This window comes from Alteromonas sp. ABH4_454, assembly GCF_056311775.1.
Map to the genome: position 1 here is coordinate 2,609,344 of NZ_CM149972.1, position 26,320 is coordinate 2,635,663.

General features: G+C 44.9%; 19 protein-coding genes, 4 tRNA genes and 1 pseudogene. 17 read left to right on the top strand and 7 right to left on the bottom strand.

The window, feature by feature from the left end; translation table 11 throughout:
- Positions 1-198: 198 nt before the first annotated feature.
- Complete coding sequence (locus ACYX4W_RS11395) at positions 199-453, top strand: DUF2061 domain-containing protein (RefSeq protein ID WP_474856007.1); 255 nt, start codon at positions 199-201, stop codon at positions 451-453.
- 109 nt (positions 454-562) lie between these two features.
- On the opposite strand, the gene ACYX4W_RS11400 is transcribed toward ACYX4W_RS11395, so the two are convergent.
- A complete protein-coding gene (locus tag ACYX4W_RS11400) occupies positions 563-1,756 on the bottom strand; it encodes a class I SAM-dependent rRNA methyltransferase (protein WP_476073270.1) in 1,194 nt (397 codons plus the stop codon).
- Between the two features lie 213 nt (positions 1,757-1,969).
- Here ACYX4W_RS11400 and ACYX4W_RS11405 point away from each other — a divergent pair, with 213 nt between their 5' ends.
- Positions 1,970-2,947: an NAD(P)H-quinone oxidoreductase gene (locus ACYX4W_RS11405; protein WP_476073271.1), complete on the top strand. Its 978-nt coding sequence runs from the start codon at positions 1,970-1,972 to the stop codon at positions 2,945-2,947.
- Positions 2,948-3,086: 139 nt separating this feature from the next.
- Here the strand turns inward: ACYX4W_RS11405 and rnhA are convergent, their stop codons facing one another.
- Complete coding sequence (gene rnhA, locus ACYX4W_RS11410; protein WP_476073272.1) at positions 3,087-3,557, bottom strand: ribonuclease HI; 471 nt, start codon at positions 3,555-3,557, stop codon at positions 3,087-3,089.
- 111 nt (positions 3,558-3,668) lie between these two features.
- On the opposite strand from rnhA, the gene dnaQ reads away from it, so the two are divergent.
- The 9 genes from dnaQ to ACYX4W_RS11455 all read left to right on the top strand — a co-directional run bounded on the left by dnaQ (position 3,669) and on the right by ACYX4W_RS11455 (position 10,455).
- Positions 3,669-4,388 (top strand): DNA polymerase III subunit epsilon, encoded by a 720-nt coding sequence (dnaQ, locus tag ACYX4W_RS11415; protein ID WP_476073273.1) that lies wholly within the window; start codon positions 3,669-3,671, stop codon positions 4,386-4,388.
- Between the two features lie 54 nt (positions 4,389-4,442).
- Positions 4,443-5,939, top strand: coding sequence for a TIGR03503 family protein (locus tag ACYX4W_RS11420; RefSeq protein ID WP_476073274.1), 1,497 nt, complete (start codon positions 4,443-4,445; stop codon positions 5,937-5,939).
- A gap of 216 nt (positions 5,940-6,155) precedes the next feature.
- Positions 6,156-6,232 (top strand) — tRNA-Asp (locus tag ACYX4W_RS11425).
- 30 nt (positions 6,233-6,262) lie between these two features.
- A tRNA-Asp gene (locus ACYX4W_RS11430) sits at positions 6,263-6,339 on the top strand.
- Between the two features lie 30 nt (positions 6,340-6,369).
- A tRNA-Asp gene (locus ACYX4W_RS11435) sits at positions 6,370-6,446 on the top strand.
- Positions 6,447-6,478: 32 nt separating this feature from the next.
- Positions 6,479-6,555, top strand: a tRNA-Asp gene (locus ACYX4W_RS11440).
- A 335-nt stretch (positions 6,556-6,890) separates the two neighbouring features.
- The gene (locus tag ACYX4W_RS11445) at positions 6,891-8,444 is read left to right on the top strand and encodes an EAL domain-containing protein (protein WP_476073275.1); all 1,554 of its coding nucleotides are present in this window, start codon (positions 6,891-6,893) and stop codon (positions 8,442-8,444) included.
- Positions 8,445-8,531: 87 nt separating this feature from the next.
- On the top strand, positions 8,532-9,242 hold the full coding sequence (lolD, locus tag ACYX4W_RS11450) for a lipoprotein-releasing ABC transporter ATP-binding protein LolD (RefSeq protein WP_476073276.1): 711 nt from the start codon (positions 8,532-8,534) through the stop codon (positions 9,240-9,242).
- A complete protein-coding gene (locus ACYX4W_RS11455) occupies positions 9,229-10,455 on the top strand; it encodes a lipoprotein-releasing ABC transporter permease subunit (protein WP_474856019.1) in 1,227 nt (408 codons plus the stop codon). The genes lolD and ACYX4W_RS11455 overlap by 14 nt, the downstream gene beginning before the upstream one ends.
- A gap of 327 nt (positions 10,456-10,782) precedes the next feature.
- On the opposite strand, the gene ACYX4W_RS11460 is transcribed toward ACYX4W_RS11455, so the two are convergent.
- Positions 10,783-12,129 (bottom strand): dicarboxylate/amino acid:cation symporter, encoded by a 1,347-nt coding sequence (locus ACYX4W_RS11460; protein ID WP_476073277.1) that lies wholly within the window; start codon positions 12,127-12,129, stop codon positions 10,783-10,785.
- Between the two features lie 114 nt (positions 12,130-12,243).
- On the opposite strand from ACYX4W_RS11460, the gene ACYX4W_RS11465 reads away from it, so the two are divergent.
- A complete protein-coding gene (locus ACYX4W_RS11465; RefSeq protein WP_476073278.1) occupies positions 12,244-14,793 on the top strand; it encodes a beta strand repeat-containing protein in 2,550 nt (849 codons plus the stop codon).
- Positions 14,794-14,885: 92 nt separating this feature from the next.
- Here the strand turns inward: ACYX4W_RS11465 and astB are convergent, their stop codons facing one another.
- Positions 14,886-16,226 (bottom strand): N-succinylarginine dihydrolase, encoded by a 1,341-nt coding sequence (gene astB / locus ACYX4W_RS11470; protein WP_474807293.1) that lies wholly within the window; start codon positions 16,224-16,226, stop codon positions 14,886-14,888.
- A gap of 395 nt (positions 16,227-16,621) precedes the next feature.
- On the opposite strand from astB, the gene topA reads away from it, so the two are divergent.
- From topA to fdhD, 4 genes are all read left to right on the top strand, one after another.
- Positions 16,622-19,282, top strand: a complete 2,661-nt coding sequence (gene topA / locus ACYX4W_RS11475) for a type I DNA topoisomerase (protein WP_476073279.1) — start codon at positions 16,622-16,624, stop codon at positions 19,280-19,282.
- 137 nt (positions 19,283-19,419) lie between these two features.
- Positions 19,420-19,971, top strand: coding sequence for a DUF2058 domain-containing protein (locus ACYX4W_RS11480; RefSeq protein WP_334058135.1), 552 nt, complete (start codon positions 19,420-19,422; stop codon positions 19,969-19,971).
- A gap of 39 nt (positions 19,972-20,010) precedes the next feature.
- Positions 20,011-20,637 (top strand): molybdenum cofactor guanylyltransferase, encoded by a 627-nt coding sequence (gene mobA, locus ACYX4W_RS11485; RefSeq protein ID WP_476073280.1) that lies wholly within the window; start codon positions 20,011-20,013, stop codon positions 20,635-20,637.
- Positions 20,627-21,406 (top strand): formate dehydrogenase accessory sulfurtransferase FdhD, encoded by a 780-nt coding sequence (fdhD, locus tag ACYX4W_RS11490; RefSeq protein ID WP_474807285.1) that lies wholly within the window; start codon positions 20,627-20,629, stop codon positions 21,404-21,406. The genes mobA and fdhD overlap by 11 nt, the downstream gene beginning before the upstream one ends.
- A gap of 67 nt (positions 21,407-21,473) precedes the next feature.
- Here fdhD and ACYX4W_RS11495 read toward each other — a convergent pair whose 3' ends face one another.
- A complete protein-coding gene (locus ACYX4W_RS11495; RefSeq protein ID WP_476073281.1) occupies positions 21,474-23,798 on the bottom strand; it encodes an FdhF/YdeP family oxidoreductase in 2,325 nt (774 codons plus the stop codon).
- A 334-nt stretch (positions 23,799-24,132) separates the two neighbouring features.
- Between ACYX4W_RS11495 and ACYX4W_RS11500 the strand changes: the two genes are divergently transcribed.
- Positions 24,133-24,606 carry a GNAT family N-acetyltransferase gene (locus tag ACYX4W_RS11500; protein WP_476073282.1) on the top strand — a complete coding sequence of 158 codons (474 nt, stop codon included), beginning with the start codon at positions 24,133-24,135 and terminating at the stop codon, positions 24,604-24,606.
- Positions 24,607-24,749: 143 nt separating this feature from the next.
- On the opposite strand, the pseudogene ACYX4W_RS11505 reads toward ACYX4W_RS11500, so the two are convergent.
- Together ACYX4W_RS11505 and ACYX4W_RS11510 are read right to left on the bottom strand one after the other, a co-directional pair.
- A pseudogene (locus ACYX4W_RS11505) lies at positions 24,750-25,560 on the bottom strand (haloacid dehalogenase type II).
- An 82-nt stretch (positions 25,561-25,642) separates the two neighbouring features.
- Positions 25,643-26,320 (bottom strand): response regulator transcription factor, encoded by a 678-nt coding sequence (locus tag ACYX4W_RS11510; RefSeq protein ID WP_476073283.1) that lies wholly within the window; start codon positions 26,318-26,320, stop codon positions 25,643-25,645.

Below are 26,320 nucleotides of genomic sequence, written 5' to 3' on the forward strand. Positions count from 1 at the left end.
ATTCCTAGGTAAAAAGGCGAAATTAACCTCGCCTTTCCATCGCTATTACAAGTGTTACAAGTATTCGGTCGTCGCTTATCATTCAATAAATCGAATAAGCCGTTCAGTTTTTTCTATTTTAATCTTTTCTCTCAATTGATAATAATTCTCATTAATGCGAAAGCAAACAGAATCTAAACTTTTGAGAGAGCGATAATTATGAAAAAGACAATTACCTTTGCTGTTATGCACTTTTCAGTAGCCTTTACTGTAGCCTACCTACTTACGGGCAGCTTAGTAGTAGGCGGTGCGGTAGCATTAGTTGAGCCAGCAATTAATACTGTGGCCTTCTATTTCCACGAAATGGTATGGAAAAAATTAGAGGACAAAGAGGCGGTTACTGAAGGGCAAACAAGTGAGTCTTCACAGCAACTATCGAATAGCTTTTCAAATAATATAAGCTTTGCTTCTTAAAATGTAAGGTTTATTGCTCGCTTTCTAAGCTATTTGCATAACCTATCGTTAATTCAATAAGTGAAAGCAGCGCCCAAGTTTCTATAACAACGAGGGCGCTTTTTCATTTCTAATCGTCGGTGACTTCACAAACTAGACCTTTCAAATAGTAGCCTTCAGGGTAGCTACCAATAATAGGGTGGTCAGACGCTTGATTTAGCCTTGCAATGATTTTTATAGTACGGCCAGCATCAAGGGCAGCATCGGCCACAACCTTCTGGAATAAATCGGCAGGCATAAGACCTGAACAGCTGAAAGTTAGCAGCAATCCGCCAGATTTAACAGCATGTATGCCGTACATATTAATGTCTTTATAGCCGCGGGCAGCACGGTTTAGTGTAGCTTTACTGTCAACAAACTTTGGTGGGTCGAGTATGACCATATCGAACTGTTTGCCCTTTTCGTGATATTCACGCAACGCTTTAAATACATCCTTGTTTACATAGTGCGCCTTATCTTCATCTAATCCGTTAATTGCCACATGATGTTTAGCTAAATCTAAAGCTGGTTGAGACACATCAACGTTAGTCACCGACTTGGCACCGCCCGAAAGGGCATAGCAAGAAAATGTGCCTGTGTAGCTGAAACAGTTTAGTACGTCAGCATCTTTTGCGTAGTGTGCTGAGGCGGCACGGCTATCACGCTGGTCGAGGTAAAAACCGGTTTTATGACCATGTTCAATATCAACAACGATATTAATGCCGTTTTCTTTTACCGTAACCTGCATGGGTGGCTCGCCGTGAAGCACGCCTGTTATCGGCTCTAATCCCTCTTTTTTGCGTACATCAACGTCACTGCGCTCATAGACGTGAACATCAGGCATTAGCTTGGTGATTGCCCATACTATCTTATCTCGGTGCTTTTCACCGCCAGCGCTTAGAAGCTGCACCACGGCAACATTGTCGTACAGATCTATAGTAATACCAGGAAGACCATCACTTTCAGACGCTATCCAACGAAACGCATTCGTTTTGGTAGGGTCAAACAAGCGCTTACGCAGCGTTAGCGCAGTTTCTAACCTGCGCAAGAAAAAGCCGTTATCAATGCTTTCGTCTTTTTTAAACGTCCACATGCGAACGCGAATTTTAGAGTTTGGAGAATAAGCGCCTCGACCTAACCAATCGCCTTCAGAGTCAAATACGTCTACCGTATCGCCAACCCGCGCACGGCCTTTTAGCTCAGCCACGGCGCTCTCGAAAATCCAAGGGTGTTTACGGCGAAGTGATTTATCTCTGGAGGGTTGTAATATGACCTGTGCTGACATGTAGGCTCTCGTGGTAGTTTAAACAATATATATCTGTTGTAAGCGACATTAGGCGCTCACGGTAATGGCCGCGATTATACGCATTTAATAGGTTCTGTGTTGAATATTATCTATGCCGACTGGTATAAACTTAGAAGAAACCCAAACTGATTGATAGAGAAGTACATAGACAAATTACGAATAAAATTTTGAAACTAGGATTGGATGCAGAGTATGCGCTATGTGGATTTTGAAAAGGGATGCGGCCCAAGCGAACTGGTTGTAAAGGAATGTGATGGGTTATCGCTAACATCAGGAAAAGTAAAAGTAGAGGTAAAAGCCTTCGGTGTAAATCGAGCAGATACATTGCAGCGTCAAGGTAGTTATCCACCACCGCCAGGGGAAAGTGAAATCCTTGGGTTAGAGGTAGCAGGTGTTGTAACAGAAGTTGCCAGCGATGTTAGTACCTTTAAAGAAGGCGATGAAGTATTTGGTTTGGTCGCAGGTGGTGGCTATGCCACTGAAGTCATTGTTAATCCTGCCCATTTAATGATTATCCCCAAGGGTATGCCATTTTTTGAAGCAGCAGGTCTTGCCGAAGTTTTCCTTACCGCATTTCAGTGTTTACGCACCATTGCTCATATTAAGCCAGCTGAACGTGTCTTAATACATGGGGGCGCAAGTGGTGTAGGGTTGGCGGCCACTCAGCTATGTCGGTATTGGGGCGTATACAGCGCAGTAACAGCGTCAAGCCAAGACAAGCTTAACCTTTGTGAAAACAATGGTGCAGAACATCTAATTAACTACAAACAGCAGCAGTTTGATGACGTTCTGAAAAAAGTATGGCCTGAAGGCGTTGATATGGTACTTGATATGGTCGGTGGCGATTACCTTAACCGAAACCTTAAAGTGCTGAAGCAAGACGGCAAAGTGGTTTACCTAGCCATGTTAGCAGGACGGTATGCTGATAATCTTGATATGGCTTTGCTTTTAGGAAAGAGAGCTACCATTATTGGTACAACACTGAGAAATCGAAGCGACGAGTATAAAGCGGACTTGATACGTGATTTCTCTAACGTATGTTTGCCCGCTTTTGAAAACAAAGAGCTAAATGTAAACATTGATACTCATTACAATATTGATGATATCGACAAGCCTCATGCGCGACTAGAGAACAACGACACACAGGGCAAGTTGGTCATTTCTTGGTAATAGTTCGTGGTAAAAAGCTCTTGGTGATAGTTCGTGGTAGGAAGCCCTTAGTAAAAGCGCGTGTTAAACGTGTTTAGTAAAAGCCACGAGCGAGAGCTTCTAGTGAAGGCTCTCACTAAAGACGCTTTGCTAAGTTATTTTACTTCCCAACAAAGCCTTCATCTGGCTTTGTTGGGTTCGCTTCTGCAGCACCGCGTGCAAGGTCATCACAACGCTCATTTTCTGGGTGTCCTGAATGGCCTTTCACCCAATGCCAGTTTATCTTGTGCCTTTTCACTGCTTCATCTAAACGTTGCCACAAATCTGCGTTTTTAACTGGCTTTTTATCAGCAGTGCGCCAGCCGTTTTTTCGCCAGTTATGGATCCACTGATTAATACCATTTTTTACATACTGACTGTCGGTAGTCAGTTCAACGTTGCAAGACTCGTTTAAGCTATTGAGTGCTTCAATCGGGGCTAACAGTTCCATACGATTGTTCGTGGTGTGGGCAAAGCCATTGCTCAACTCTTTTCTATGCTGTTTATAAATTAGTACAGCACCGTACCCGCCCGGGCCAGGGTTACCTAGACACGAGCCGTCGGTATAAATGTGAATGGTCTTTTGAGCCACAGCGTTTCCTTTAGGTTAACTCGCTTAATTTATCTTGTGTTTTCCCTTAGCGGATTGCAAAGGGGTTGATATACTATCAAAAAATGAAAGTGTAATTATAGTAGAGGTTCCATGCGCCAAATTGTTCTCGATACTGAAACCACAGGTATTGACCCCAAAGAAGGCCACCGCATTATCGAAATAGGGTGTGTTGAAGTTGTTAACCGCCGTTTGACGGGGAATCACTTTCACGTTTACATCAACCCGGGCCGCCATATTGAACAAGAGGCAATTGAAGTTCACGGCATAACCAATGAATTTCTTGCCGACAAGCCTACGTTTTCTCAAGTTGCCCAGGAGTTTGTTAGCTTTATCAAAGGGGCACAGCTCGTTATTCACAACGCACCCTTCGACGTGGGCTTCATGGATCACGAGTTTGGAATGGAAGGTTCAACGAAGGGCGTCATTACCAATCAAATCTGTGATGTACTTGATACGCTGACCCTTGCGCGCCAAATGCACCCTGGCCAGAAAAACAACCTAGACGCCTTGTGTAAGCGCTATGGTATAGACAACAGTCATCGAACTCTTCACGGCGCTTTGCTGGATGCGGAAATTCTGGCAGATGTTTACCTGTTAATGACCGGTGGGCAGACCAAACTTAAACTAGCATCTAGTTCTGGTAGTGATGCTGACTCCACCGCGATAAGAAGAGTTAAGCGAAGCTCAAATAAATTAAAGGTTATTAAAGCTACCGCCGATGAAATAACACAGCATGAAGCTCGCTTGGACATTGTAGAAAAAGCAGGTGGCAAATGCTTATGGCGTCCTCAGCCAGAAGAGGTGTCTTAGCCAAACACATTTAAATAGAAATAAAATAGCCAAACAGTGCAGGAGCAGCGTAGCGTGAGAGTGTGGTTTTCTTGGGGAATTATTTTATCGCTTTTTATACACTTGAGCGCTGGCGCTCAGTCGCAAGAAGACGAGCGCGATGCCGCTAGGCAGCTCGCAGATAGCGCAATTCAAAACCCTCAGTCAAATAATCAAGATGTTGATACCTCGCCCCTTACTGACTTGGGCGACAGCTATACAAACTCAATAAAGCTTTTACAAAACCGATTTCGGGTTGATTACAACGTTGAAGAAATCACCATGGTCTTTTTCAGAGAGTATGGCTCTGCCCCGGTTGTACTTGTGAGACCAGATGGATCTAAGCTGTTTCAGGGGCGAGTGGACGAAGAAAAAGTAGAGTGGTTCGATGCCGATACCTTCGACATGATAACCATTAAAAATCCGGTCCCCGGGCCTTGGCAAGCAGTGGGCCAAGTACTGCCAGAAAGCCGTGTGATGGTTATATCAAATATAGAGTTACATGCCGACCCTTTACCTGATGTTCTATTTGCCGGTGAAATTCTAAAATCTACGGCCTACCTTACAAATAATGGCGAGCCAATTGACAACAAGCAGTTTAGAGATGTAGTCGAGCTTGATATTGAATTTAAGAGCACAAACAACCCTAACTTCGGAAACTTTGGCACAGGCGATCAAAATATTGCTACGTTTCAAGACGACGGCCGAGGAATGGACGAGCGCCCTGGAGATGGTGTCTTTACCGGTCAATTTAATTTAAAAATAGCGGCGGGCGAGTGGAAGCCGGTTTTTCGTGTCATTACCCCCATGTATACCCGCGAGCAAGAAAATCAACCTATTGTCTTACATGACAACCCTGTTTCTATTGACGTAGAAATGAATGGCGGCGGTGACGGCTACCATAAGATCATAATTGATGTTGATCGAGAGCTAGTGGACATCGAATCCTTGCTTGTGGACGGAAAGGTAAAGTTCCCTAATGCAGACATGCAGAACTTTTCTTTGACCGAAGGGGGCAATGAGCCTCGCGAGCATTTAATTGTTGCCTATGAAGAAGGCATTTTTAGAGTAAAGATTACAGCATATGGAACAACAACGAATGGCAGAGATTTTATTTTAGATGTGCCTGAATTTAGTTTTGTTGCTGAGGGGCCGCAAGAGCCTGAAGTTGAAGACCCATTAATAGATGGAAAAGACCCGATTGTTGATGGAAGTGCACCATTAGTTGCGCCACCTGATCTAAACCCTGCCGCTATGACGCAAAATGAAGAGTCCTCGCTAGAAGAAATGGATAGTGGAACGTTGACCATTATCTTGATAGCGGTTAATGGGTCAATTGTACTTATCGGTGTTATTGCTGCGGCGGTTATCATTTTTATGCGTAAAAAGCGTACGTCTCCTAAACCGTTGTCTTCACCGGCAAAGCAATCTCCAGCTACGACTGATGCCGATCTTTCTATGGAAGAAAAGCCGAAAGGTTTGAAAAAGTTATTCGGGATGTTTAAAAAAGAAAGCAAACCGGAAAAATCCTAATGCATGTTTTGTCACAGTTGTGATTATGCGATGTTAAATTGTTCACTTTGAATTTTATTTCGACATAATGTCTATTTAACAGGCAAACAAACCGCAGATGACAATTTTATTAATAAAAAGCGTTGACTCCACATGGGGGAATACGTATTATCTGCGCCGCAGTCAGGGGACAGGGCAACAACACCCAAGTCAACTCACTGATAACATTGAAGATGTGGAGCGGTAGTTCAGTTGGTTAGAATACCGGCCTGTCACGCCGGGGGTCGCGGGTTCGAGTCCCGTCCGCTCCGCCACTCTTTCAATGGTATAACTAAAAGGTCTTCGGAGCGGTAGTTCAGTTGGTTAGAATACCGGCCTGTCACGCCGGGGGTCGCGGGTTCGAGTCCCGTCCGCTCCGCCATTTAGTTATACAGCGCAATCTCGATTATGTGGAGCGGTAGTTCAGTTGGTTAGAATACCGGCCTGTCACGCCGGGGGTCGCGGGTTCGAGTCCCGTCCGCTCCGCCATTAATCGAACAATGCGCGCTTTTCATTATTGCGGAGCGGTAGTTCAGTTGGTTAGAATACCGGCCTGTCACGCCGGGGGTCGCGGGTTCGAGTCCCGTCCGCTCCGCCATTAATGATAAAGAGACATAACAAGTTTTCATTTAAGTTAGTTTCTCTCCCCCTAATCCAAGAAAATAAAGCTTTAATTCTTATTAGCATCCTCTTTAGTTATTTTTCCCGCAAAAGCATTTTTCGCATCACGCATAATAGCCGTTATTAAAACGCGCCAGAAAAATTTCATATCTGTATTTCCTTAGCTTTTAAACCTTTCATTTTTATTTTCAAGAACCACACGTTAAGCATTAAAACTATCTAACAAACAGTAACATGTGCCCTAAAGTCGTAGTGTGTTTTTTTGAATCTGTACTACAGTTAGGACGTTAGCGTTTTACAACAACGGAAATTATGAATAAAAGCGATCAAAAACGGTATTTTCTGGCTGATAATTTAAAAGCGATTGGCGTCTCTCTGTTAAGCGTGGCCTTAGTTACATTTGTTCTTGCCATAGTTATGTTTGTGTTTGTTAGAGAACAAGAGGAAAGCCGTGCTAAAGAGATTTTAGATAATGTACGCGTTGTCTTTAGAGATGCAGAAATTACTCTCGATTATCTCAACGCACTGCCGTATCAGTCTTGTGAACTCGAAAACTTGGCAGAAATGCGCAAAACTCTTTTTCGCTCCCGTTTCGTAAAAGAAATTGGTTTCTATGAAAACGGCGCATTGTTGTGTAGTACCTATCTGGGTATTCTTGAAGAGCCCATACAAGAGGCAACCCCCGATTTTTACACCCAGCTTGGGGATGCATTCTGGATAAATACGCCGTTGCAACTTTTCGATAAGCAAGCGACCGGAACAATAGTTAAACGTGGGCGCTATAACGCTGTGCTTGATATGGATAGCGTTATTGGCTACAGCTTTACCCAAGATTGGCAGCTTTTTTACAATGGTGATCATTTTTACCATATGGCAGGTAACCCAGGGCTTGTGGATACCACGCTTAGCCAAGATGACATGGAAGCGCGTACAGGGTATTTCTCATTGCAATTCATCTTGTGCGATGAGCGCTACAATAACACCTGTTTAAAAGTTAAATCTGACCACGGAAGGGTATTAGATTTACACACGGGTAAGATTGTCTTGTTCGTTTTCGCTATGCTGTTGACGGCCGCGCTCACGCACATGCTGGTGTTTAATTATCTACGTCGTCGACGCTCTTTGGAGTCCAGAGTAAGTAAAGGCTTAAAAGAGCATAAATTTTATAGTCTTTATCAGCCATTTGTCGATTTGGAAACGGGCAAAGTGATTGGTTGCGAAGTGCTAAGTCGCTTTGAAGACGAGTTTGGGCCTATTTATCCTGATGAGTTTATTCCGCAAGTTAAAGAGCAAGAAATGACCTGGGAATTTACTGTCGATATGATTACCACTGCGATGAAGGAGCTTAATGAGAATCCTGATATCCCAAATGGGTTTAAAGTGTCCTTTAACTTGTTTCCTTTCGACTTTACAAGAGAAGACTGTTTAGACTTAGATTTTGCTCTGGAAATGAATGTTAAAAACTTCAAGTTGGTGCTGGAAATTACCGAAGATGAACAGATAGCAACTCATAGTGCGGTTAAGCATATTAAATCGTTAAAAAGTAAAGGGTTCTTATTTGCTATTGATGACTTTGGCGTGGGGTACTCTAACCTAAGCCAGCTAAAAACCTTGAACTGTGACTATCTTAAAATTGACCGAAGTTTTGTAATGGATATGGAGGACAACAGTATTCGTTCTTCGCTTATTCCACATATTGTTAGCATTGCCGAAGGGCTTAATGTCGACCTGATTGCAGAAGGCGTTGAGAATATTGACCAATCTAATGAATTAAAAGGTTTAACAATCGGCTACGGTCAAGGATGGTTGTTTGGCAAGCCTCAGTCTACCGACGCACTCGCTAAAAGTGTCCAAGACACACAATAACGCGTTTTAGCGCTGTTATTTTTCAGTTGGTGTTGGTAGTGTTTAGCGCTACCATTCACCGTCTGGAAACTATAGAAGAACAGTCGCATGCAAGATGTGCTAATTTGCAGCAATATTAATAAAACCTATCAAGAAGGCAGTAATGCCACCCCCGTATTACACGATGTTTCTCTTTCGATAAAAGCTGGTGAACACGTAGCCATTTTAGGCAGTTCTGGTTCAGGGAAAAGTACGCTGCTACATATACTAGGCGGGTTAGATAAACCCTCCAGCGGCGATGTCGAATTTAACGGGAAATCTCTTGGCAAACTATCTGGCAATGCGCTAGCTAAACTTCGCAATGACGAAATGGGGTTTATTTACCAGTTTCATCACCTACTTGGTGAGTTCACGGCCTTAGAAAACGTTGCGATGCCGCTTATAATAAGAGGGCTATCCACAAAAGCGGCCCATACTAAAGCTCAAGCTATGTTAGAAGAAGTAGGGCTTTCCCATCGAATGGATCATTTACCTTCAACCATGTCGGGAGGCGAGCGACAGCGTGTGGCAATAGCCCGTGCGTTGGTTACCGAACCTTCTGTGGTGCTTGCCGATGAACCTACAGGGAATTTGGATGATTCTACAGGGCAACAAATTTATAAGCTTTTGAAAAGCTTAAGCGAGAAAAAGGGGACAGCCTTTGTAGTGGTTACCCACGACACTACCCTTGCTGCGAAAATGGATAGGGTACTGAAGATTAAAGACGGCCGGTTAGCTAGCGAAGCATTGCCTGTGGAGGGTCAAGATGCTCGCCCTTGAATTGGCCAAGAGATTTAGAAAAACACGTTCCGAACAGCGCTTTATTTCGTTTATATCAATGTCGTCGACTATTGGTATTGGGCTTGGGTGCTTTGTTCTTATCGTGCTGCTAAGTGTTATGAACGGTTTTGAAAAAGAGCTAACGAGTCGCATTTTAAGCGTGGTTCCACACGGCGAACTATACAGTAAAAGCGAAAGTGGAATAGAGAATTTAGATGCTCAGCTTTACCGTTTTTCACAAGATAGCCGTATTGCATCGGTAACCCCTTACACAGGGCTAACAGGCATGCTGCAGTCAAAAGGCGAGTTAAAGGCTATTAGCGTTACCGGTATCCCAGTAAATCAGGTTGGTGATAAATACGCTGAAAGAGTAGCTAGTCAAGATTGGCTAAACTTTTCCAAGCAATCTAATGGATTGCTTGTTGGTAAAGGTATTATGTCTTCAATGGCGCTAGATGTGGGTGACACAGTTCAGCTATTGATACCTCAAACCACCCATGATTTAACCTTTAAGGCGCCACGTTCTATTACGCTGACTATTGCAGGGGTGCTATCTGTTGGTGGTGAGCTAGACAATCAGCTTGGGCTGATGCATTTAGCGACTGCGTCGGAAGCTATTGGTATTACCTCTAAAGCCCAGGGTATTCAGTTCACCCTTAACGATCCTTTTTCAGCATACGATACCATGCGAGATATTGGCTATAGCTATCCTCAAGCTGTTTATATGTCTGACTGGACACGTACTCAAGGGCATTTATATAACGACATTCAGCTTGTACGGTCAGTGGTTTATATTGCGCTTACATTAGTGATTGCCGTTGCTTGTTTTAATATAGTGTCATCATTAGTAATGGCGGTAAGAGACAAACAGGCTGCTATTGCGATATTAAAGACAATGGGAGCCACTGACCGTCTAATTCGCAATACCTTTGTACTTCAGGGGGTTATTAACGGGGTTGTCGGCATTACCGTTGGCGTTGCGCTTGCCTTGCTGGTAGCACCAAACTTGTCAGATATTGTGCGTTTTATTGAAACGTTGTTAAATGTAGAAATACTCTCTGGCGATATCTATTTTATTGATTTTCTACCATCAAGCTTACACTGGCAGGACGTGGTAGTAACGGTTGTTGTAGCTATGTTTTTAAGTGTTGGGGCTACGTTGTATCCAGCGCAAAAAGCTGCAAAAGTGTCGCCATCTTCTGCGCTTCACTAACTAATTAAAAAATGAACTATTACGGGTCGATGATAGTTAACTCATGCTTCACCGACCTGTTTCACCGACCCGTTACGCTTGGCAGAGTTGTGGTTTTAGTAACATAGGCGAGGGATCCGAAAGATATAGATGTTTATCGGAGCATTGTTCTAAGGACGGTGGTTCACGGGGTCAATCTACAAGGCTAGTGTTCACGGTTAGGTGGCTAGAAACAGGACAATCAACAAAAAGGCCAGCAAATTATGCTGGCCTTGTTTGTATTTAACGGCTGTTCCTGTGCGCCACTTACATTATGTTGAGAGCGCACTCAGTGGGCTTGAACCTATGCTATTTATTTTTTTCGAAGTGTTCGAAATCCACATCTTCTTGTTTCAAACCTGCTTTAGGGTCGTTATAAACATTCTCATCTAACGCGCCCTCGCTCTTAGCAACAACGCACGACACCATACAATCACCGGTAATATTTACCGCAGTACGGGTCATATCAAGTAGTCTGTCTACGCCGATAATAAGTGCTATACCCTCAACGGGTAAGTTTACCTGCTGTAAAACCATCGCCAGCATAATAAGGCCAACGCCAGGTACACCAGCGGTTCCGATAGAAGCAAGCGTGGCGGTCAACACTACCATCATATAGTCGCCAAGGCTCAAATCAACAGCGTAAACCTGGGCGATAAATACTGTTGCCACACCTTGCATAATGGCGGTACCGTCCATGTTAATTGTTGCGCCTAATGGTAGGGTGAACGATGAAACTGAGTTACCCACGCCAAGTTTGTTTTTCGCTGTTTCCATGGTCACAGGCAGGGTGGCGCTGCTACTTGACGTACTAAACGCAAATAGGGCTGCGTCTCGCATTTTTTTCAACAGAATGACCGGGTTTAAACCTGCCAAAACTTTGAGTAAAACAGAGTAGGTAACTAAGCCGTGAAGGATCAGAACGCCAAATACTAAAAAGAAGTACTTCGCCAAACTCAATATGGTTTCGCCGCCAATGGTTGAGAAGAGCTTCGCCATTAGTACGTAAACACCGTATGGCGCTAGGTTCATGATGATTGTCACTAAGCGCATGATTACCGTATTGATATCTTCAAAGATAGCGGTAAGACGTTTGCCTGCATCACCTGTCATCGCCATTGCTATACCGAACAGTACAGCAAAAACAATGATTTGAAGCATGTTGCCCTGTGCCATAGAGTTTATGGGGTTGCTAGGGAACATATTCACAATAACGTCTGACAGGCTAGGCGCTTCTTTCGCTTGGAACGAGGTTTCCGTGGTTAAATTCAGTCCGTCACCGGGAGAAACCACCAAAGCTATACTCATGGCTAGTGTTATGGCGATTGCGGTTGTGACAACATATAGCCCTACCGATTTTGCACCCAGTCTTCCCAACTTGCTCGGGTCTGATAAGGTACTAGTTCCACAAATAAGAGAAACAAAAACGAGGGGAACCACCAGCATTTTTAAGCTAGCGATAAATATTTGGCCGAGAGTGGAAAATATACCTTCAACAAGAATGTTATACGTTGAGAACTCAAAACCGAATACCGAAAAAGTAAAATCTCCGCTATCATCAAACAATAATTGGAGAAAGACACCAGTCAAGATACCGGCAGCCATGCCGATAAATATGCGGGCAGTTAAACTATACTTATGTGCAGATGAAGACATTAATGTTTCCTGTGCATTTTTATATTTTTAATCTTCCGTAGTGTGCCAGATTCAGTTGATTTTTAAACATAAAAAACGACGCAATTGTCAATAAAAGAGGTTCAGGAACGAATTATGTCGACATTAGCGAGAGCGCTAAGCCTAATTAGCGCAATATTTATGCTAACAGCATGTGGTGGAGGCGGTTCTGCAGTCTCTCGGGATAACACGGATAATGGAAGCGGAGACGACGGTACAACCACACCTACCTATTCGATAGCTTTAACATTAGAAAATGAAAGTGGGGCAAGCGACAACAACTTATCAGAAAACAATAGCTTGTTTGCAGTAGCAACGGTGACGGATGACCAAGGCAACCCGTACTCAGATGCACTGTTAACTTTCACGCTTAGTAACGATGAACTTGCAGAGTTCGGCAACGACACAGGTACTGCGCGCACCAACTCAAGCGGTGTTGCTAGAATTCGCTTGAACGCCAGTACGGCTTCGGGTGATGGTGAAATTACCGCAGCGTTAAGTAGTGGTGAAACAGGGAGTACGACGTTCTCTGCCACAGCGGCAAGCGCCATAGAACCTACTACTATTAGTGTTGCATTATCATTGCAAAATGAAAGTGGAGAGGCCGATAATAACCTTTCATCAAGCAATGGTTTAACGGCAGTGGCAACAGTAACTAATTCATTGGGTGAGCCTCAGGCCGATCTTCTGCTCACCTTCTCATTAAGTAATGATGAGCTTGCTACCTTCTCAAACGATACGGCGACGGCATTAACAAATACCGAAGGTGTTGCGACAATAGGCATGTCGGTTGGAAGCGCCTCTGGCGACGGCGAAGTAACGGCTACTCTAGCTACAGGCGAGAAAGACTCTACTACCTTCAGTTCTGAAGGTAGTACCACGGTAAGTGAAGAGCCTGCTTCTCTTGAGCTTTTCGCTGACAGTATTCAACTGGCATCTAGCGGTAGTGATGAAGTCGAACTTATAGCGTTAGTAAAAAATGAGCAAAGCGTGTTGATGGAAGGGGTCGAAGTGAGCTTTTCTGCAGCAACAGGTGATGGCGTTGAACTTCAGTTAACACAGCCAGAAACCGCTGCCGATGGCACGGCTCGCGCAGTATTGACATCACAGAATGACAAATCAAACCGTACTATTACTATCACTGCTGGAGCAGGTAGCCTTACTGAATCTGTTGATATCACCATTACTGGGACAGAAGTAACTATTAATGGAGCGTCGTCGGTCATTTTAAACGATACCGTTGAATACACAATTCGTCTTCAAGACTCCGATGGCGAGACTATCAAAAACGAAGATGTTGTCTTATCTGCAACCAACGGCACACTTGGCAGTACCACGGTCAATACCGGGGCTAATGGTCAAGCAACGGTATCCTATACAGCCTCCGCTTCTGGAGAAAATACCATTACGGCATCAGCACTTAATGCTGAAACAAGTTTTACGGTACAGGTTCAGCAAGACGAATTTAACTTCGTTAACTTGCCTACTGAAGAAGTGCCGCTGGGCCAAGCACAGACAATCACTGTGCAGTGGCGTCAAAACAACACGCCAGTAGTGGGTCAAGAAGTTACTTTTAGCGCCTCACGTGGCGTAATTGACGGCAACTCAACCGTACAAACCGATGCAGAAGGACAGGCAAGTATCGATATCAGCGCCAACAATGCTGGTATTTCTTCAATTACGGCAACGGCTAGTGACGGAAGCGGTAATGTGTTGGTTTCGGCACTTACTCAAATTGAGTTTGTAGCTACTACACCGCACACACTTATTGCTGATGCATCGCCTGACATTTTGGGTCCTGACGGACAAACCAGCACTATTAGCGCGGTGGTTCGCGATGTGGATGGTAATTTGGTAAAAAACAGCGTGGTCAATTTTACTGTCTCTGATGTATCTACCGGATTTGTATCACCGTCTCAAGCAACCACGGATAGCAAGGGGATAGCGACAACAGTCTTTACGTCTGGCTCAGTTTCGACCCTAGAGTCCGTAGTGATTACCGCGTTTGTTGCTGATGATTCAGCGATTGATGATCAAGTCACCTTGACTGTGGGTGCTCGTGCATTCGATATTTCTTTGGGCACGGGTAATGAGCTAGAAGAACCTACCTCTACATCTTACTTGAAGCGATTCAGTGTATTTGTCTCTGACTCTGCAGGTCAGCCAGTTAGCGGTGTAAGCCTAACTGCGTCTGTCGGCCCTGCAAAATATGTCAACGATGGTGAGTATCGTACAGGGTTCTGGGTCTATGATGACGATGAATCACAATGGATAGCAATAATTAATCAGAACTGTCTGACAGAAGATGTTAACGATAATGGCATCTTGGATACAACTCCAACTAATGAAGACACTAATGGCGACGAGATGCTTACGCCTGGGTTAGTGGGCACCATAACCTTCGCTAACGGCAACGCTGAAACAGATGAAAATGGTTATGCCGAATTAGAGTACCGTTATCCAAGCAGCTATGCGGTTTGGTACGATGCAGTTATTTCCGTTTTTGGTCAGTCTACAGGAAGCGAGGCTCAGGCTTCGATGAACTACACATTGAGTATTTCTGCTGACGATGTAACCGATGAAGGGGCGTCTCCGCCAGCAAACCCGTTTGGTGTGTCTGACCAGTGCACGCTTGTGACACCGTAAGGGTACGGACTCATCTAAGTATTAAAAAATACTTAGAATAAAAAAGCCGGCTGATAGCCGGCTTTCTTTTTAGTTTTCTGCACGTTAAAGCGCTAACCCTGCTGGAACGGATAAACCGAACCAATCTTCAGAATCTGTGTAAGCTCATCGAGAGCCGTGCGTGACTCAATTAGTAGCTGAGGATCGCGTAAGTCATCTTCGCTTAGTTCATCGCGATAATGTTTATCGACCCACGCGTTCAAGCGCGTAAACTGTATATCGTTGATTAACGTGTTTTGATTTACTGCTTCAAGCTCTTGGTCGTTCATAGCAACACGCAGGCGTAAGCAAGCAGGACCGCCGCCATTGCGCATACTTTGTTTAACATCAAAATAGTTAACAGACTTAATTGGCGTACCTAGTGTAACTAGCTTGTCTAAGTAACGTTTAACCGCTTCGTTTTCCTGACATTCAGTTGGCGCGATAATGGTCATATCACCACTAGGAAGCGTTATAATTTGCGTGTTAAACAAGTAGGTTTTAACCGCATCCTGAACAGACACTTCCGCGGTTGGAACTTCAATAAAGTGAAGTGGCTCGCTACCAAATTTTGCTTGCAGCTCTTTAAAGCCCGCTTCTTTTTTATAAAACGCCTGCTCGTGGAAAAACAACACGTTTTGGTTACCTACGGCGATTACGTCGTTGTGAAATACACCTTGGTCGATAACATCAGGGTTTTGCTGCATGTAAACCACTCCATCGTCGTCTAAGCCATGCAGACGCGCTACGGCTTGACACGCTTCTAGTGTTTGGCGAGCCGGGTATTTTGTTGGCGCAGGTTTGCTGGTATCAAAAGCATGGCGACCATAAACAAACAACTCCACGCCAGCCTGACCATAATTGCTGCAAAGTCGAGTGTGGTTAGCTGCACCCTCGTCACCAAAATGCTCGTTATCTGGCAAGTGCTGGTGATGGGCGAAGTGTTTTTCATTGGCGAATGTACCGCGCAGAATATTGCCGGTTACCTGAGGCTCTAATGAGCGATGAAACTTGTTTGTTAGGTTTGCAGGGGTAAAGTGCACACGACCATCGGCAGTATCGGCGCTAGGAGACACAGTGGCGGCATTTGCAGTCCACATGCTACTAGCAGAGCAACATGCTAAGAAAATCTCGCGAGACTGCTTTGCAGCGCTTTCTAGCACACGAGCATCGGAGCCGGTAAAACCTAACCGACGCAGTGCAGCGATATCAGGGCGTTCTTGCGGAGCTAACACACCTTGAACCATTCCCATATCGGCCAACGCTTTTGCTTTTGCAAGACCCTGCTTTGCAGCCTGCTTAGGGCTGCTTTTTGCATTCGCATTGTTTAGGGAAGCGACATTGCCAAACGATAAGCCGGCATAGTTATGGGTAGGCCCAACAAGACCATCAAAGTTAACTTCAAACTGCTTCATACTTTCCCTCATTCTTGTAGTTTTTGCTGTTGACCCCATATGCTACATTCTTATAGACACTGCCATTAAATTGGTAGCAGCTGCAGCGCTTTCGCTTTTGTACAGGGGCAAACGCAGCACTTCTTTAAACCTGAGCGCGTCGTTAGGTCAGGTTGGAATGGCTGGCATTATACGGCTTTTAAGGCCGTTGCCAATCGCACTGCTTATTTAATGTACAGTTTTTGTGCGCGTTTAGAGCGGTGGGAAGAATAAGTATGAAGAAGATCTTGTTTTCCATTCACTTTGTAGATATATGTTAAAAAAGAGCGAGTACCCTATATATAGTGTCGGGCTGCTCCAATTTTCAGAATTTGACGTAAATAGTCATTAAAAATCAATAGGTTTAGTTCAATTATATGGCAAAATCACTGGTCATAGTCGAGTCACCAGCCAAAGCAAAAACGATAAATAAATATCTTGGTAAAGATTTTATCGTAAAAAGTTCGGTTGGCCATGTGCGAGATCTTCCAACGAAGGCGTTAGGCAAAGTAGAGCCTAAAAAACCGGCTAAAGAACTCAAAACTTTAGGCGAAGAAGAGCGTCAAGAATATCTTCGTCGTCACGAATACTTGAAGCTTGTAGACAGAATGGGCGTTGATCCAGAAAAAGACTGGAAGGCTCACTATCAGGTGCTGCAGGGCAAAGAAAAGGTAGTCAACGAACTTAAAAAGCTCGCAAAAGACGCCGACACTATCTATCTCGCAACGGATTTGGACCGCGAGGGAGAGGCGATTGCTTGGCACTTACAAGAACTGTTAGGCAAAAAAGATAAGACTTATCAGCGAGTCGTTTTCAACGAAATTACGAAAAATGCCATTCAAGACGCGTTTTCAGACCCGGGTGAGCTAAATATATCTCGCGTTAATGCGCAGCAAGCACGCCGTTTCCTAGACAGAGTTGTGGGCTTTATGGTGTCGCCACTGCTGTGGAAAAAGATTGCGCGCGGTCTTTCAGCTGGGCGTGTTCAATCGGTAGCGGTTAGGCTTGTTGTCGAGCGAGAGCGCGAAATCAAAGCTTTCGTACCAGAAGAGTTCTGGGACGTTCACGCAGATTTGACCAGCCAGCAAAAAGCTGCGCTTCGCATGTTGGTTGCCAAGCACCAGGGCAATGCGTTTAAGCCTAAAAACAAGGCCGAAACAGATAAGGCACTCGCTGACCTAGAGGGCGCTAATTACACGGTAGAAAGCCGCGAGTCGAAGCCAACGCAGAGTCGTCCTTCTGCGCCATTTATTACCTCTACGCTGCAACAAGCAGCGAGCACGCGATTGGGCTTTGGTGTTAAGAAAACCATGATGATGGCTCAGCGTCTCTATGAAGCGGGTTACATCACCTATATGCGTACCGACTCGACCAATTTGAGCCAAGAAGCAGTAGACAGCGCGCGAGCATATATCTCAGATAATTTTGGTGGAAAATACCTACCAGATTCGCCAATTCGCTATGGGAGCAAAGAAGGCGCGCAAGAAGCGCACGAAGCGATTCGTCCTTCAAATGTGAGCATTAGTGCGGCGAGTCTGGGGGATATGGAGCGTGATGCACAACGTCTTTATGAGCTTATTTGGCGCCAGTTCTTAGCTTGTCAAATGACACCGGCTAAGTACGATGCCACTACGATTAAAGTGGCGGCAGGAGACTATGAACTTACAGCAAAAGGCCGAGTACTTAAGTTTGACGGTTGGACGCGTGTGCAGCCACAGCTTCGCAAAAAAGGCGACGAAGAGCTTATGTTGCCGGATGTGCAGAAAGGCGATGTGCTTGACTTAAAAGCCCTTGATCCTAAGCAGCACTTCACTAAGCCTGTGGCGCGATTCAATGAAGCGTCTTTGGTAAAAGAGCTTGAAAAACGCGGTATTGGTCGTCCTTCAACCTATGCGAGCATCATTTCAACCATACAAGATCGCGGCTATGTGCGTTTAGAAAACAAACGTTTTTACGCCGAGAAAATGGGAGAGATAGTAAACGATCGCCTGATGGAAAACTTCGACGATCTCATGAGCTATGACTTCACGGCTAACATGGAGCAACATCTTGATGATATTGCTGAAGGCAATAAAGATTGGAAAGATGTTCTTAATGAGTTCTACAGCGGCTTCTACGGAAAACTGCTAAATGCAGAGAAAGATCCTGAAGAGGGCGGTATGCGCCTAAATCAGGCAATACCTGCGGGCATTGAATGCGACAAGTGCGGTCGTGAGATGAATGTGAGAACCGCCTCAACTGGCGTTTTCTTGGGATGTTCAGGTTATAATTTACCGCCTAAAGAGCGATGCACCAACACCATGAACCTCACGCCTGGTGATGAAGTGGTGAAGGTGGATGACGAAGAAGAGCTTGAAACAGAAGCACTTCGCTCTAAAAAGCGTTGCCCTAAGTGCGGTACAGCTATGGACAGTTACCTGGTAGACGAGACGCGGAAGCTTCACGTTTGTGGTAATACACCTACCTGTGATGGAACCCTAGTTGAGTCGGGCACATTCAAAATCAAAGGCTACGACGGCCCTATTATCGAATGCGATAAATGCGGCAGTGATATGGAACTTAAGAACGGGCGATTTGGTAAATACTTCGGTTGTACCAACGAGGAATGTAAGAATACCCGTAAGCTGCTTAGAAACGGCGAAGCTGCGCCACCAAAAGAAGATCCAGTCGATTTGCCGGAACTTCCGTGTGAAAAGTCTGACGCGCACTTCATGCTACGGGATGGAGCGTCGGGCATCTTCTTGGCAGCCCATAATTTCCCTAAATCTCGTGAGACTCGTGCGCCGAAAGTGGAAGAACTTGCACGCTTTAGGGATAGAATTTCGCCGAAATTCTATTATCTTGCTGATGCGCCAAAAACAGACCCTGACGGTAATCCTGCGATAGTTCGCTACAGCAGAAAGACTAAACAGCAGTATGTGATGTCTGAAAATGACAGCGGAAAAGCAACCGGATGGTCGGCATGGTATGACAACGGTAAATGGCAGGAGCAAGCAGCGAAAAAGCCTGCGGCTAAGTCAAAAGCCAAGAAAAAGTAATTCAAAGCTAATATAATACTCTTAAGCCTAAACAATAAGCCCGATTTTATTCGGGCTTATTACGTTTTAAGACACACAATGAAGACTTGCAACACGCTTCATGCAAGGTTTATTACTACATTAATAGAGAGTGAATTATGGCCTCTTTACAAGATCAACTTTTAAAAGCCGGATTGGCTGATAAAGCTACGGCAAAACAAGCACGCGCTGATAAACGCAAAAAGCAAAAACAAAAAAATAAGCAAAAACAGCCAGTGGTAGACGAGGCGACGTTAGCGGCTCAAAAAGCGGCGGAAGAGAAAAAAGCCCGCTCTCGTGAGCTAAACCAATTGCAGCAGGAAGAACGTGAAAAACGTTCGATTGCGGCTCAAGTAAGGCAGCTTATTAACGTTAATAAACAGCCTCGTAAGGGTGAAACTGTACTCAATTTTACTCACGATAACGTGGTAAAGCGCATGTATGTGAGCGAAGAAATGCACAAGCAAGTGACAAAAGGTCGTTTGACTGTGGTATTACTTGACGATGCTTACGAACTGGTTCCAACGCCGGTTGCTGACAAGATTGCTCAGCGTGATGAGTCTTCAATTATATATCGCGCCGATCTAGATAAAAGTGGCAGCGATGGAAAAGACGAGGATGAAGACGACTGGTATGCCGACTACGAAATCCCAGACGATTTAACCTGGTAATCTCTTAAAACTCACCACCTTAAGGTTGCCACAATAATAGTGAATAAAACTCTTATCGGACTCGTGTTAGCGGGTGGCCAATCGCGCAGAATGGGGCAAGATAAAGCCCTTATGCGTTATCAGGGAAGTACGCTTATTGAGCGAGCGTCATCGCTATTAAAGGCTGCAGGGTGTGATGAGGTGTTAATTAGCCGTAATGCGCCAAATTTTTTAAATGATAAAATTGATGATGCAGGACCACTGGGTGGTGTGCATGCAGCTCTGGATGTTTTATGTAATTCAAACGAAGGCAAAGGTAGGCCTATTGAATTGCTTGTCCTTCCCGTGGATATGCCCCAGATGACGCCTCAGCTTTTGAAAACGCTAGTATCAGCAGGGCGGGAATCCCAGCGGTCGGTTTACGTGAAAAAACGCTTTTTGCCTTTTTATTTGTCTGTTATGCCCAAAACTAAATCAATGCTAACTCACTACTTGGTTGACCAATACAAACGGCGTGTGGTGGGGTTCTTAGAAAGCCTAGACGCCATTGCTCTTGAGGAAGCTAATCTTGCGCGCTCCAAAAAGGTAAATGGCGATCAAGAAAAACAGAACGAAAAAGTAGCTCGTATGGATGAGGCACAATGGCTTAATGTTAACACGCCAGGTGATTGGCCTGATGACAAATAACGCCGAATACCACGCATTAGTTTTAGATGGCACACCTGAAACTCAACGTTTTACGCTTGCTGAAGAGGTCGCATTAAGCATCAGTTACAACGGTATCAACTATGCAGTAATGCTTGTTACGCCTAAAGACATTGAAGACTTTATTATTGGCTTTAGTTTAAGTAACGACATTATTGAGCACCCCCGCCAGCTTTATGGTATTGAGTTGACATACCACAAAGAGCACATTAATGCTGAAGTGGATATTGCTAACCAGGCTTTTTGGAAGTTAAAAGAAAATAAACGGCAATTGGCAGGTGCTTCGGGCTGTGGGCTTTGTGGTGTCGAAGCGCTGGATAACGCTTTGCCTCAACTCCAACCTGTAGAACCATTGCCCCTACCAGAAGCAAGCTGGTTTAAAGGGTTGCGAGACCTGATATCGCAAGCGCAAGCATTAGCGCAGCAAAGTGGGGCAATGCACGGCGCACTCTATATTGATGCCAAACGCAATGTACTGGCATGTCGTGAAGATATAGGAAGGCATAACGCATTTGATAAGTTAATTGGAGCCATTGCGGCTAATAAGCTTTATCAGAAGGATTGCCTTGTCGTGTTAACCAGTCGCTGTAGCTTAGAACTAGTACAAAAAGCGATAAGAGCAAAATTACCTTTGCTTGTGACACTTTCAGCACCTACGGCATTATCAGTTAAGTGGGCTAACCGCTATGGCGTATCCCTTATCCACGTGCCTAAATATGACTCACCGAGAGCGTACTCACCACAAGTTTAACGGGGCGCGAAGCTAGAGAGTATAGAGCATTTAAGCGGCCCCGCGTTCGGGGCCAAATTCGATAAGCTTAAACTGCAGAGACCGCAATTCGTCCATCCGACTCGGACTTTGAAAGTTTGATCGCAATAAATTTCGACGTTGGCGTGAAGGTTCCGTCGCCGTAGCTTTCTAGAGGTACTAGCGGATTGGTTTCGGGGTAATACGCCGCAGCTTGGCCCGGCGGAATGTCGTAAGCTACCAACATAAACTGTTTAATTTGGCGGGTCTTGCCATCGTTCCACATTGACGTAATATCCACTTTATCACCGTCTTTAAATCCCAGTTTTTCGATATCGCGTTCATTAACAAAAAGGACATCACGGACGCCAAACACGTTTCTGTAACGGTCATCCATACCATAGATAGTTGTGTTGTACTGGTCGTGGGAACGCAGAGTTTGTAAAATAAGGTCGGGCTTTTCACCTTGAGCAACTAGGTCGGCATTTAACAGCGAATCTGGCAGCGAGTTAACAGCAAATTCAGCCTTGCCTGAAGGTGTTAACCAGTGCCTTTCACTTGCTGCGTTACCTAGGTGAAAGCCGCCTGGCTGTGCAAGTTTGGTATTAAAGTCTTTAAAACCGTCTATCGTATCGGCAATGAGTTCACGAATATTATCGTAGTCGCTAATTAAGGCATCCCAGTCTACCGGTGTGTTGCCCAGCGTCGCTTTGGCGATACCCGCGATTATGGCTGGTTCTGAGCGAAGTTCAGGCGAACTCGGCGGTAGTTGACCATAGGAGATATGAACCATAGAAAACGTATCTTCAACGGTTACACCTTGTTGTCCATTGGCCTGCATGTCCACTTCAGTTCTACCCAGACAAGGTAAAATAAGTGCATCCTTACCTGTAGTTAGGTGAGAGCGGTTTAGTTTGGTAGCGATATGTACCGTTAAATCGCATTTTGATAACGCAGCGTGAGTACGGGGTGTATCTGGTGTTGCCTGCGCAAAATTACCGCCTAAGCCGATGAATACTTTAGATTCGCCACTTTCCATAGCCTGAATCGCTTGAATGGTATTGTGACCCTGTTCTCGTGGGACTGCGAAGTTAAACTTGCTTTCCAACGCATCGAGTAAGGTTTCAGGCGGTGCTTCGTTAATACCCACCGTTCTATCACCCTGCACATTACTGTGGCCTCTAACGGGCGAAAGGCCGGCGCCTGGCTTGCCAACGTTTCCTCGCAATAGCTGTACATTTACAATTTCTTGAACTGTAGCAACAGAATGTTTGTGCTGTGTAATTCCCATAGCCCAGCACATGATCACCCGTTCTCCGCGCTTGTACATAGTAGCTGCGTGGCGGATGTCGTCTTTCGATAAACCGCTTTGTGCTTCAATATGTTCCCAACTTGTATTGTCAACTACCGCTAAATAGTCGTCCATGCCGTTGGTATGTGTATTGATAAAATCATGATCGAAGACGGGAGTGTCATTGTTTGCTATTGCTTCCTTCTCCCAGATTAGCAACCATTTCGCAATACCGCGCATTACTGCCATATCGCCGCCAAGGGCAGGTCTGAAGTAAGCGGTATTGGTTGGCGTTGAGCCATTGGTTAGCATTTCAATGGGGTGTTGAGGATGCTGGAACTTTTCTAGTCCGCGCTCTTTAAGCGGGTTTAAACAAATTACTTGCGCCCCTCTACGTACAGCGTCGCGTAGTGGCTCTAACATGCGTGGGTGGTTAGTGCCCGGGTTTTGCCCGATAACAAATATAGTATCTGCTTTTTCAAAATCGTTGAACGTAACCGTGCCTTTACCTACACCAATGGTGGGCTTCATACCTTGCCCTGAGGCTTCATGACACATATTCGAGCAATCGGGAAAATTATTGGTGCCAAACGCGCGTACAAAAAGTTGATATAGGTAAGCGGCTTCGTTGCTTGCGCGTCCTGAAGTATAGAATTCGGCTTGATGTGGTGAACTCAGAGCATTTAAATGTTTAGCGATAAGTGCAAAGGCATCGTCCCATGATATAGGTTCATAATGATCAGTCTGAGCATTGAAGCGCATTGGGTGTGTAAGTCTACCTTGTGATTCTAACCAATAGTCAGTGTGCTTCTTTAGCGAACTTACTGAATGGTTTGAGAAAAACGCTGGGTCGACATAACGGCCGGTAGACTCCCAATTCACCGCTTTAGCACCGTTTTCACAAAACTTCACTAATCCGCTTTCAGGTGACTCGCCCCAAGCACAGCCCGGGCAGTCAAAACCCTTATCTTGATTGGTTTTAAGCATGGCTCGTAAATTTTTAAGCGGCTTCTCACTTTGGATCCAATTTTTAGTCACGCTTTTTAGCGCACCCCATCCGCCAGCGGGTTTGTCGTAAACTTTGATGTTGCGCTTATCACTCATATTTTGCCCCTGTGCCCGCGCGGGTGTTTGCTCATGTATACAAGACCTAGTAGCAAAGCACCTTAACTATTTTTAAATGGTGTTCCAATTAATTACGCCGACTAAATTATAGGGTTCATCAATTAAACGCTTATTTCCAGTCGCCAGTCTTTACAGGAAAGGTGCTACGACGGTTATATTCTTAAGGTAAAGTAGGAGCTTGAGCTTTGTGAGTAAAACGCTATGCGTTACACTAGCAAGTAGGTAACAAGTTGTAGCCTTTTACTTTTAGGTTTTACAGCACCAGTAATAGCGCACTATTTAAACGTTAATAATAAAAACTCATCGGGACAACATGGTTTCTTGGCAATCACTTACATTTAATGAACTTACTAATCATCAACTTTTCGACCTGCTCAAGCTGCGAGTCGATGTTTTTGTTGTTGAGCAAAACTGCCCCTATCCGGAGCTTGATGAAAAAGACCGCCATCCGCAAACCCATCACTTAATGGGTTTTGAAAATGATAAACTTGTGGCGTGTGCACGATTAATTGGTGAAGGCGTCAGTTATCCATCGGTAAGCATAGGCCGTGTGGCTACCAGTAAAGCCTTTCGGGGGAAAGGGGCAGGTAAAGCGCTTATGCGTGAAGCCATTAATCATTGTGAGGCAATATGGCCGGGGTGTGATATTGAAATTGGTGCACAAGAATATTTAAAACGCTTTTATGAGAGCTTTGGTTTTGAAGCCACATCAACCATGTACTTGGAGGATGACATCCCTCATATAGATATGAAGAGACAAGGCACGGCAAAAAGTATAGATCTGTGACTAGCTCAAAAAATCGGTTGGCATAACCTTATAGCTTTGGAACAGGCGTATAGTCAAAGTATTAACTGACCTTGTTCACTCATGCCAACCGATAAGCGGTGCTTTTACGTGCACCTAGAGCCCATCAATCAAGACCCAAATGCTTATTTCGCCTTCGGTAGTTGAGATACCAATTCATCTAGCCCGCTCACTACAGTGTCAGGCGATAGCGCTAGAGGATAGAGTACTTTGCCCGGTCGAGCGATAAACACAGCTTGCCAGACCGGCCTGTTTCGCCCCAGCAATATCCCAACCGTGAGCCGCAACTAACATAGCGTCTTCTGCTGCTATGCCCATTTTTTCAATAGCCCATTCATAAGTGCGTGTATCTGGCTTGTACAAGTTAATATCTTCAACGCTGAGTCGTTCATCGAAATAAGACAGTAGGTCTGCATTTTTAAACTGGGTATACACGCCTTTATTAGAGGAATTGGTAAGGCTTACCAGTTTATAGCCCTTGTCTTTTAGTGCCTGCAAGCCATCACGTACGTCTGGGTGTGGGGGAAGGCTTCGCAAAGGCGTGACAATTGCCGTTTTAGCCTGCTCTTTGGTTAATTCGATACCTTCAATTTCAGCGACCATCAATAGTGAGGCAACGCCAATCTCTCCAAAGGTATGGAAGCGGCCAGTAGTTGAGTCGACCAGCGAGTGATGCAGCATGGTAGAGAACCAAAGCGGTAACAAATCGTCTCGCCCTCCTAATGCTTCACCCACCGAACTGCGCATGGCGGTAAGGTCAAGAAGGGTCTCGTTTACATCAAAAAAGATAACTTTGGGCGCGCGCAATTCTTTCTTTTCGACCTGCATTGCATCGGTATTTCCTGTTTGCGCAAAAACAGGTGATGACAGCAGACCTAGGCCTAAAGCGGTTGCACAGCATATCCGTGATAGTAATGATGAAGGTGAACGAGCCATGATTATCCTTAATTAAGATTTGAACGAGTGTTCAAAATAGGATGGATAAGGTTTTAATGCAATAGCTGATGAGACGAAATGGCTATTTTCGAATGGTTAATCGATATCCATTCCCGCGTAAGGTTTCAATAAATATGGCATCACTGCTATGAAGCTTTTGACGTAGCCTACTGATGTACACGTCAACCACATTGGTCAACGGGTCGCTGTGGCTTCGCCATACTCGGCTTAATATACGCTCTCGAGAAAGGACTTTTTCAGTATTTTCCGCAAAATAATAGAGCATGTCGTATTCTAGTTTAGTGAGTGTAATTTCTTCTCCTGACAGTGTCGCAATGCGAGATTCATCATCGATGTTTAACGGTCCGACGGTTAAGCCTGATAGAGTAACAGGCGTGTTGGTCACTCTTCGGCTTAAGGCCGTTATACGCGCTAGCAGTTCGTCAAAGTCAAAAGGCTTACATAGATAATCGTCTGCGCCTTGTTTTAAACCATTCACGCGCTCCCGTACCTCATCTACAGCTGTAAGTAGCAAAACCATAGGAGCATGAGGGAGAGATTTAATGGCGGGCAACAGCTCTACGCTATCTTCGTCGCCAAACATGCGATCGAGTACGATGATGGCAGGGGACTCGTGTCGAATGCGCGTGACTAAATTGTGCAATGCCGACTCTTCGATACACTCAAAACCTTCCGCGTTTAAGCCTCGCGATAAAAATCGTAGTAAGGGGGCTTCGTCATCAGCAATAAGAATCTTCAT

Coding starts and splice junctions, on each gene's coding strand:
- ACYX4W_RS11395 (WP_474856007.1), top strand. CDS start 199: ATGAAAAAGACAATTACCTTTGCTGTTATGCACTTTTCAGTAGCCTTT.
- ACYX4W_RS11400 (WP_476073270.1), bottom strand. CDS start 1,756: ATGTCAGCACAGGTCATATTACAACCCTCCAGAGATAAATCACTTCGC.
- ACYX4W_RS11405 (WP_476073271.1), top strand. CDS start 1,970: ATGCGCTATGTGGATTTTGAAAAGGGATGCGGCCCAAGCGAACTGGTT.
- dnaQ (WP_476073273.1), top strand. CDS start 3,669: ATGCGCCAAATTGTTCTCGATACTGAAACCACAGGTATTGACCCCAAA.
- ACYX4W_RS11445 (WP_476073275.1), top strand. CDS start 6,891: ATGAATAAAAGCGATCAAAAACGGTATTTTCTGGCTGATAATTTAAAA.
- lolD (WP_476073276.1), top strand. CDS start 8,532: ATGCAAGATGTGCTAATTTGCAGCAATATTAATAAAACCTATCAAGAA.
- ACYX4W_RS11455 (WP_474856019.1), top strand. CDS start 9,229: ATGCTCGCCCTTGAATTGGCCAAGAGATTTAGAAAAACACGTTCCGAA.
- ACYX4W_RS11460 (WP_476073277.1), bottom strand. CDS start 12,129: ATGTCTTCATCTGCACATAAGTATAGTTTAACTGCCCGCATATTTATC.
- ACYX4W_RS11465 (WP_476073278.1), top strand. CDS start 12,244: ATGTCGACATTAGCGAGAGCGCTAAGCCTAATTAGCGCAATATTTATG.
- astB (WP_474807293.1), bottom strand. CDS start 16,226: ATGAAGCAGTTTGAAGTTAACTTTGATGGTCTTGTTGGGCCTACCCAT.
- topA (WP_476073279.1), top strand. CDS start 16,622: ATGGCAAAATCACTGGTCATAGTCGAGTCACCAGCCAAAGCAAAAACG.
- ACYX4W_RS11480 (WP_334058135.1), top strand. CDS start 19,420: ATGGCCTCTTTACAAGATCAACTTTTAAAAGCCGGATTGGCTGATAAA.
- fdhD (WP_474807285.1), top strand. CDS start 20,627: ATGACAAATAACGCCGAATACCACGCATTAGTTTTAGATGGCACACCT.
- ACYX4W_RS11495 (WP_476073281.1), bottom strand. CDS start 23,798: ATGAGTGATAAGCGCAACATCAAAGTTTACGACAAACCCGCTGGCGGA.
- ACYX4W_RS11500 (WP_476073282.1), top strand. CDS start 24,133: ATGGTTTCTTGGCAATCACTTACATTTAATGAACTTACTAATCATCAA.
- ACYX4W_RS11510 (WP_476073283.1), bottom strand. CDS start 26,320: ATGAAGATTCTTATTGCTGATGACGAAGCCCCCTTACTACGATTTTTA.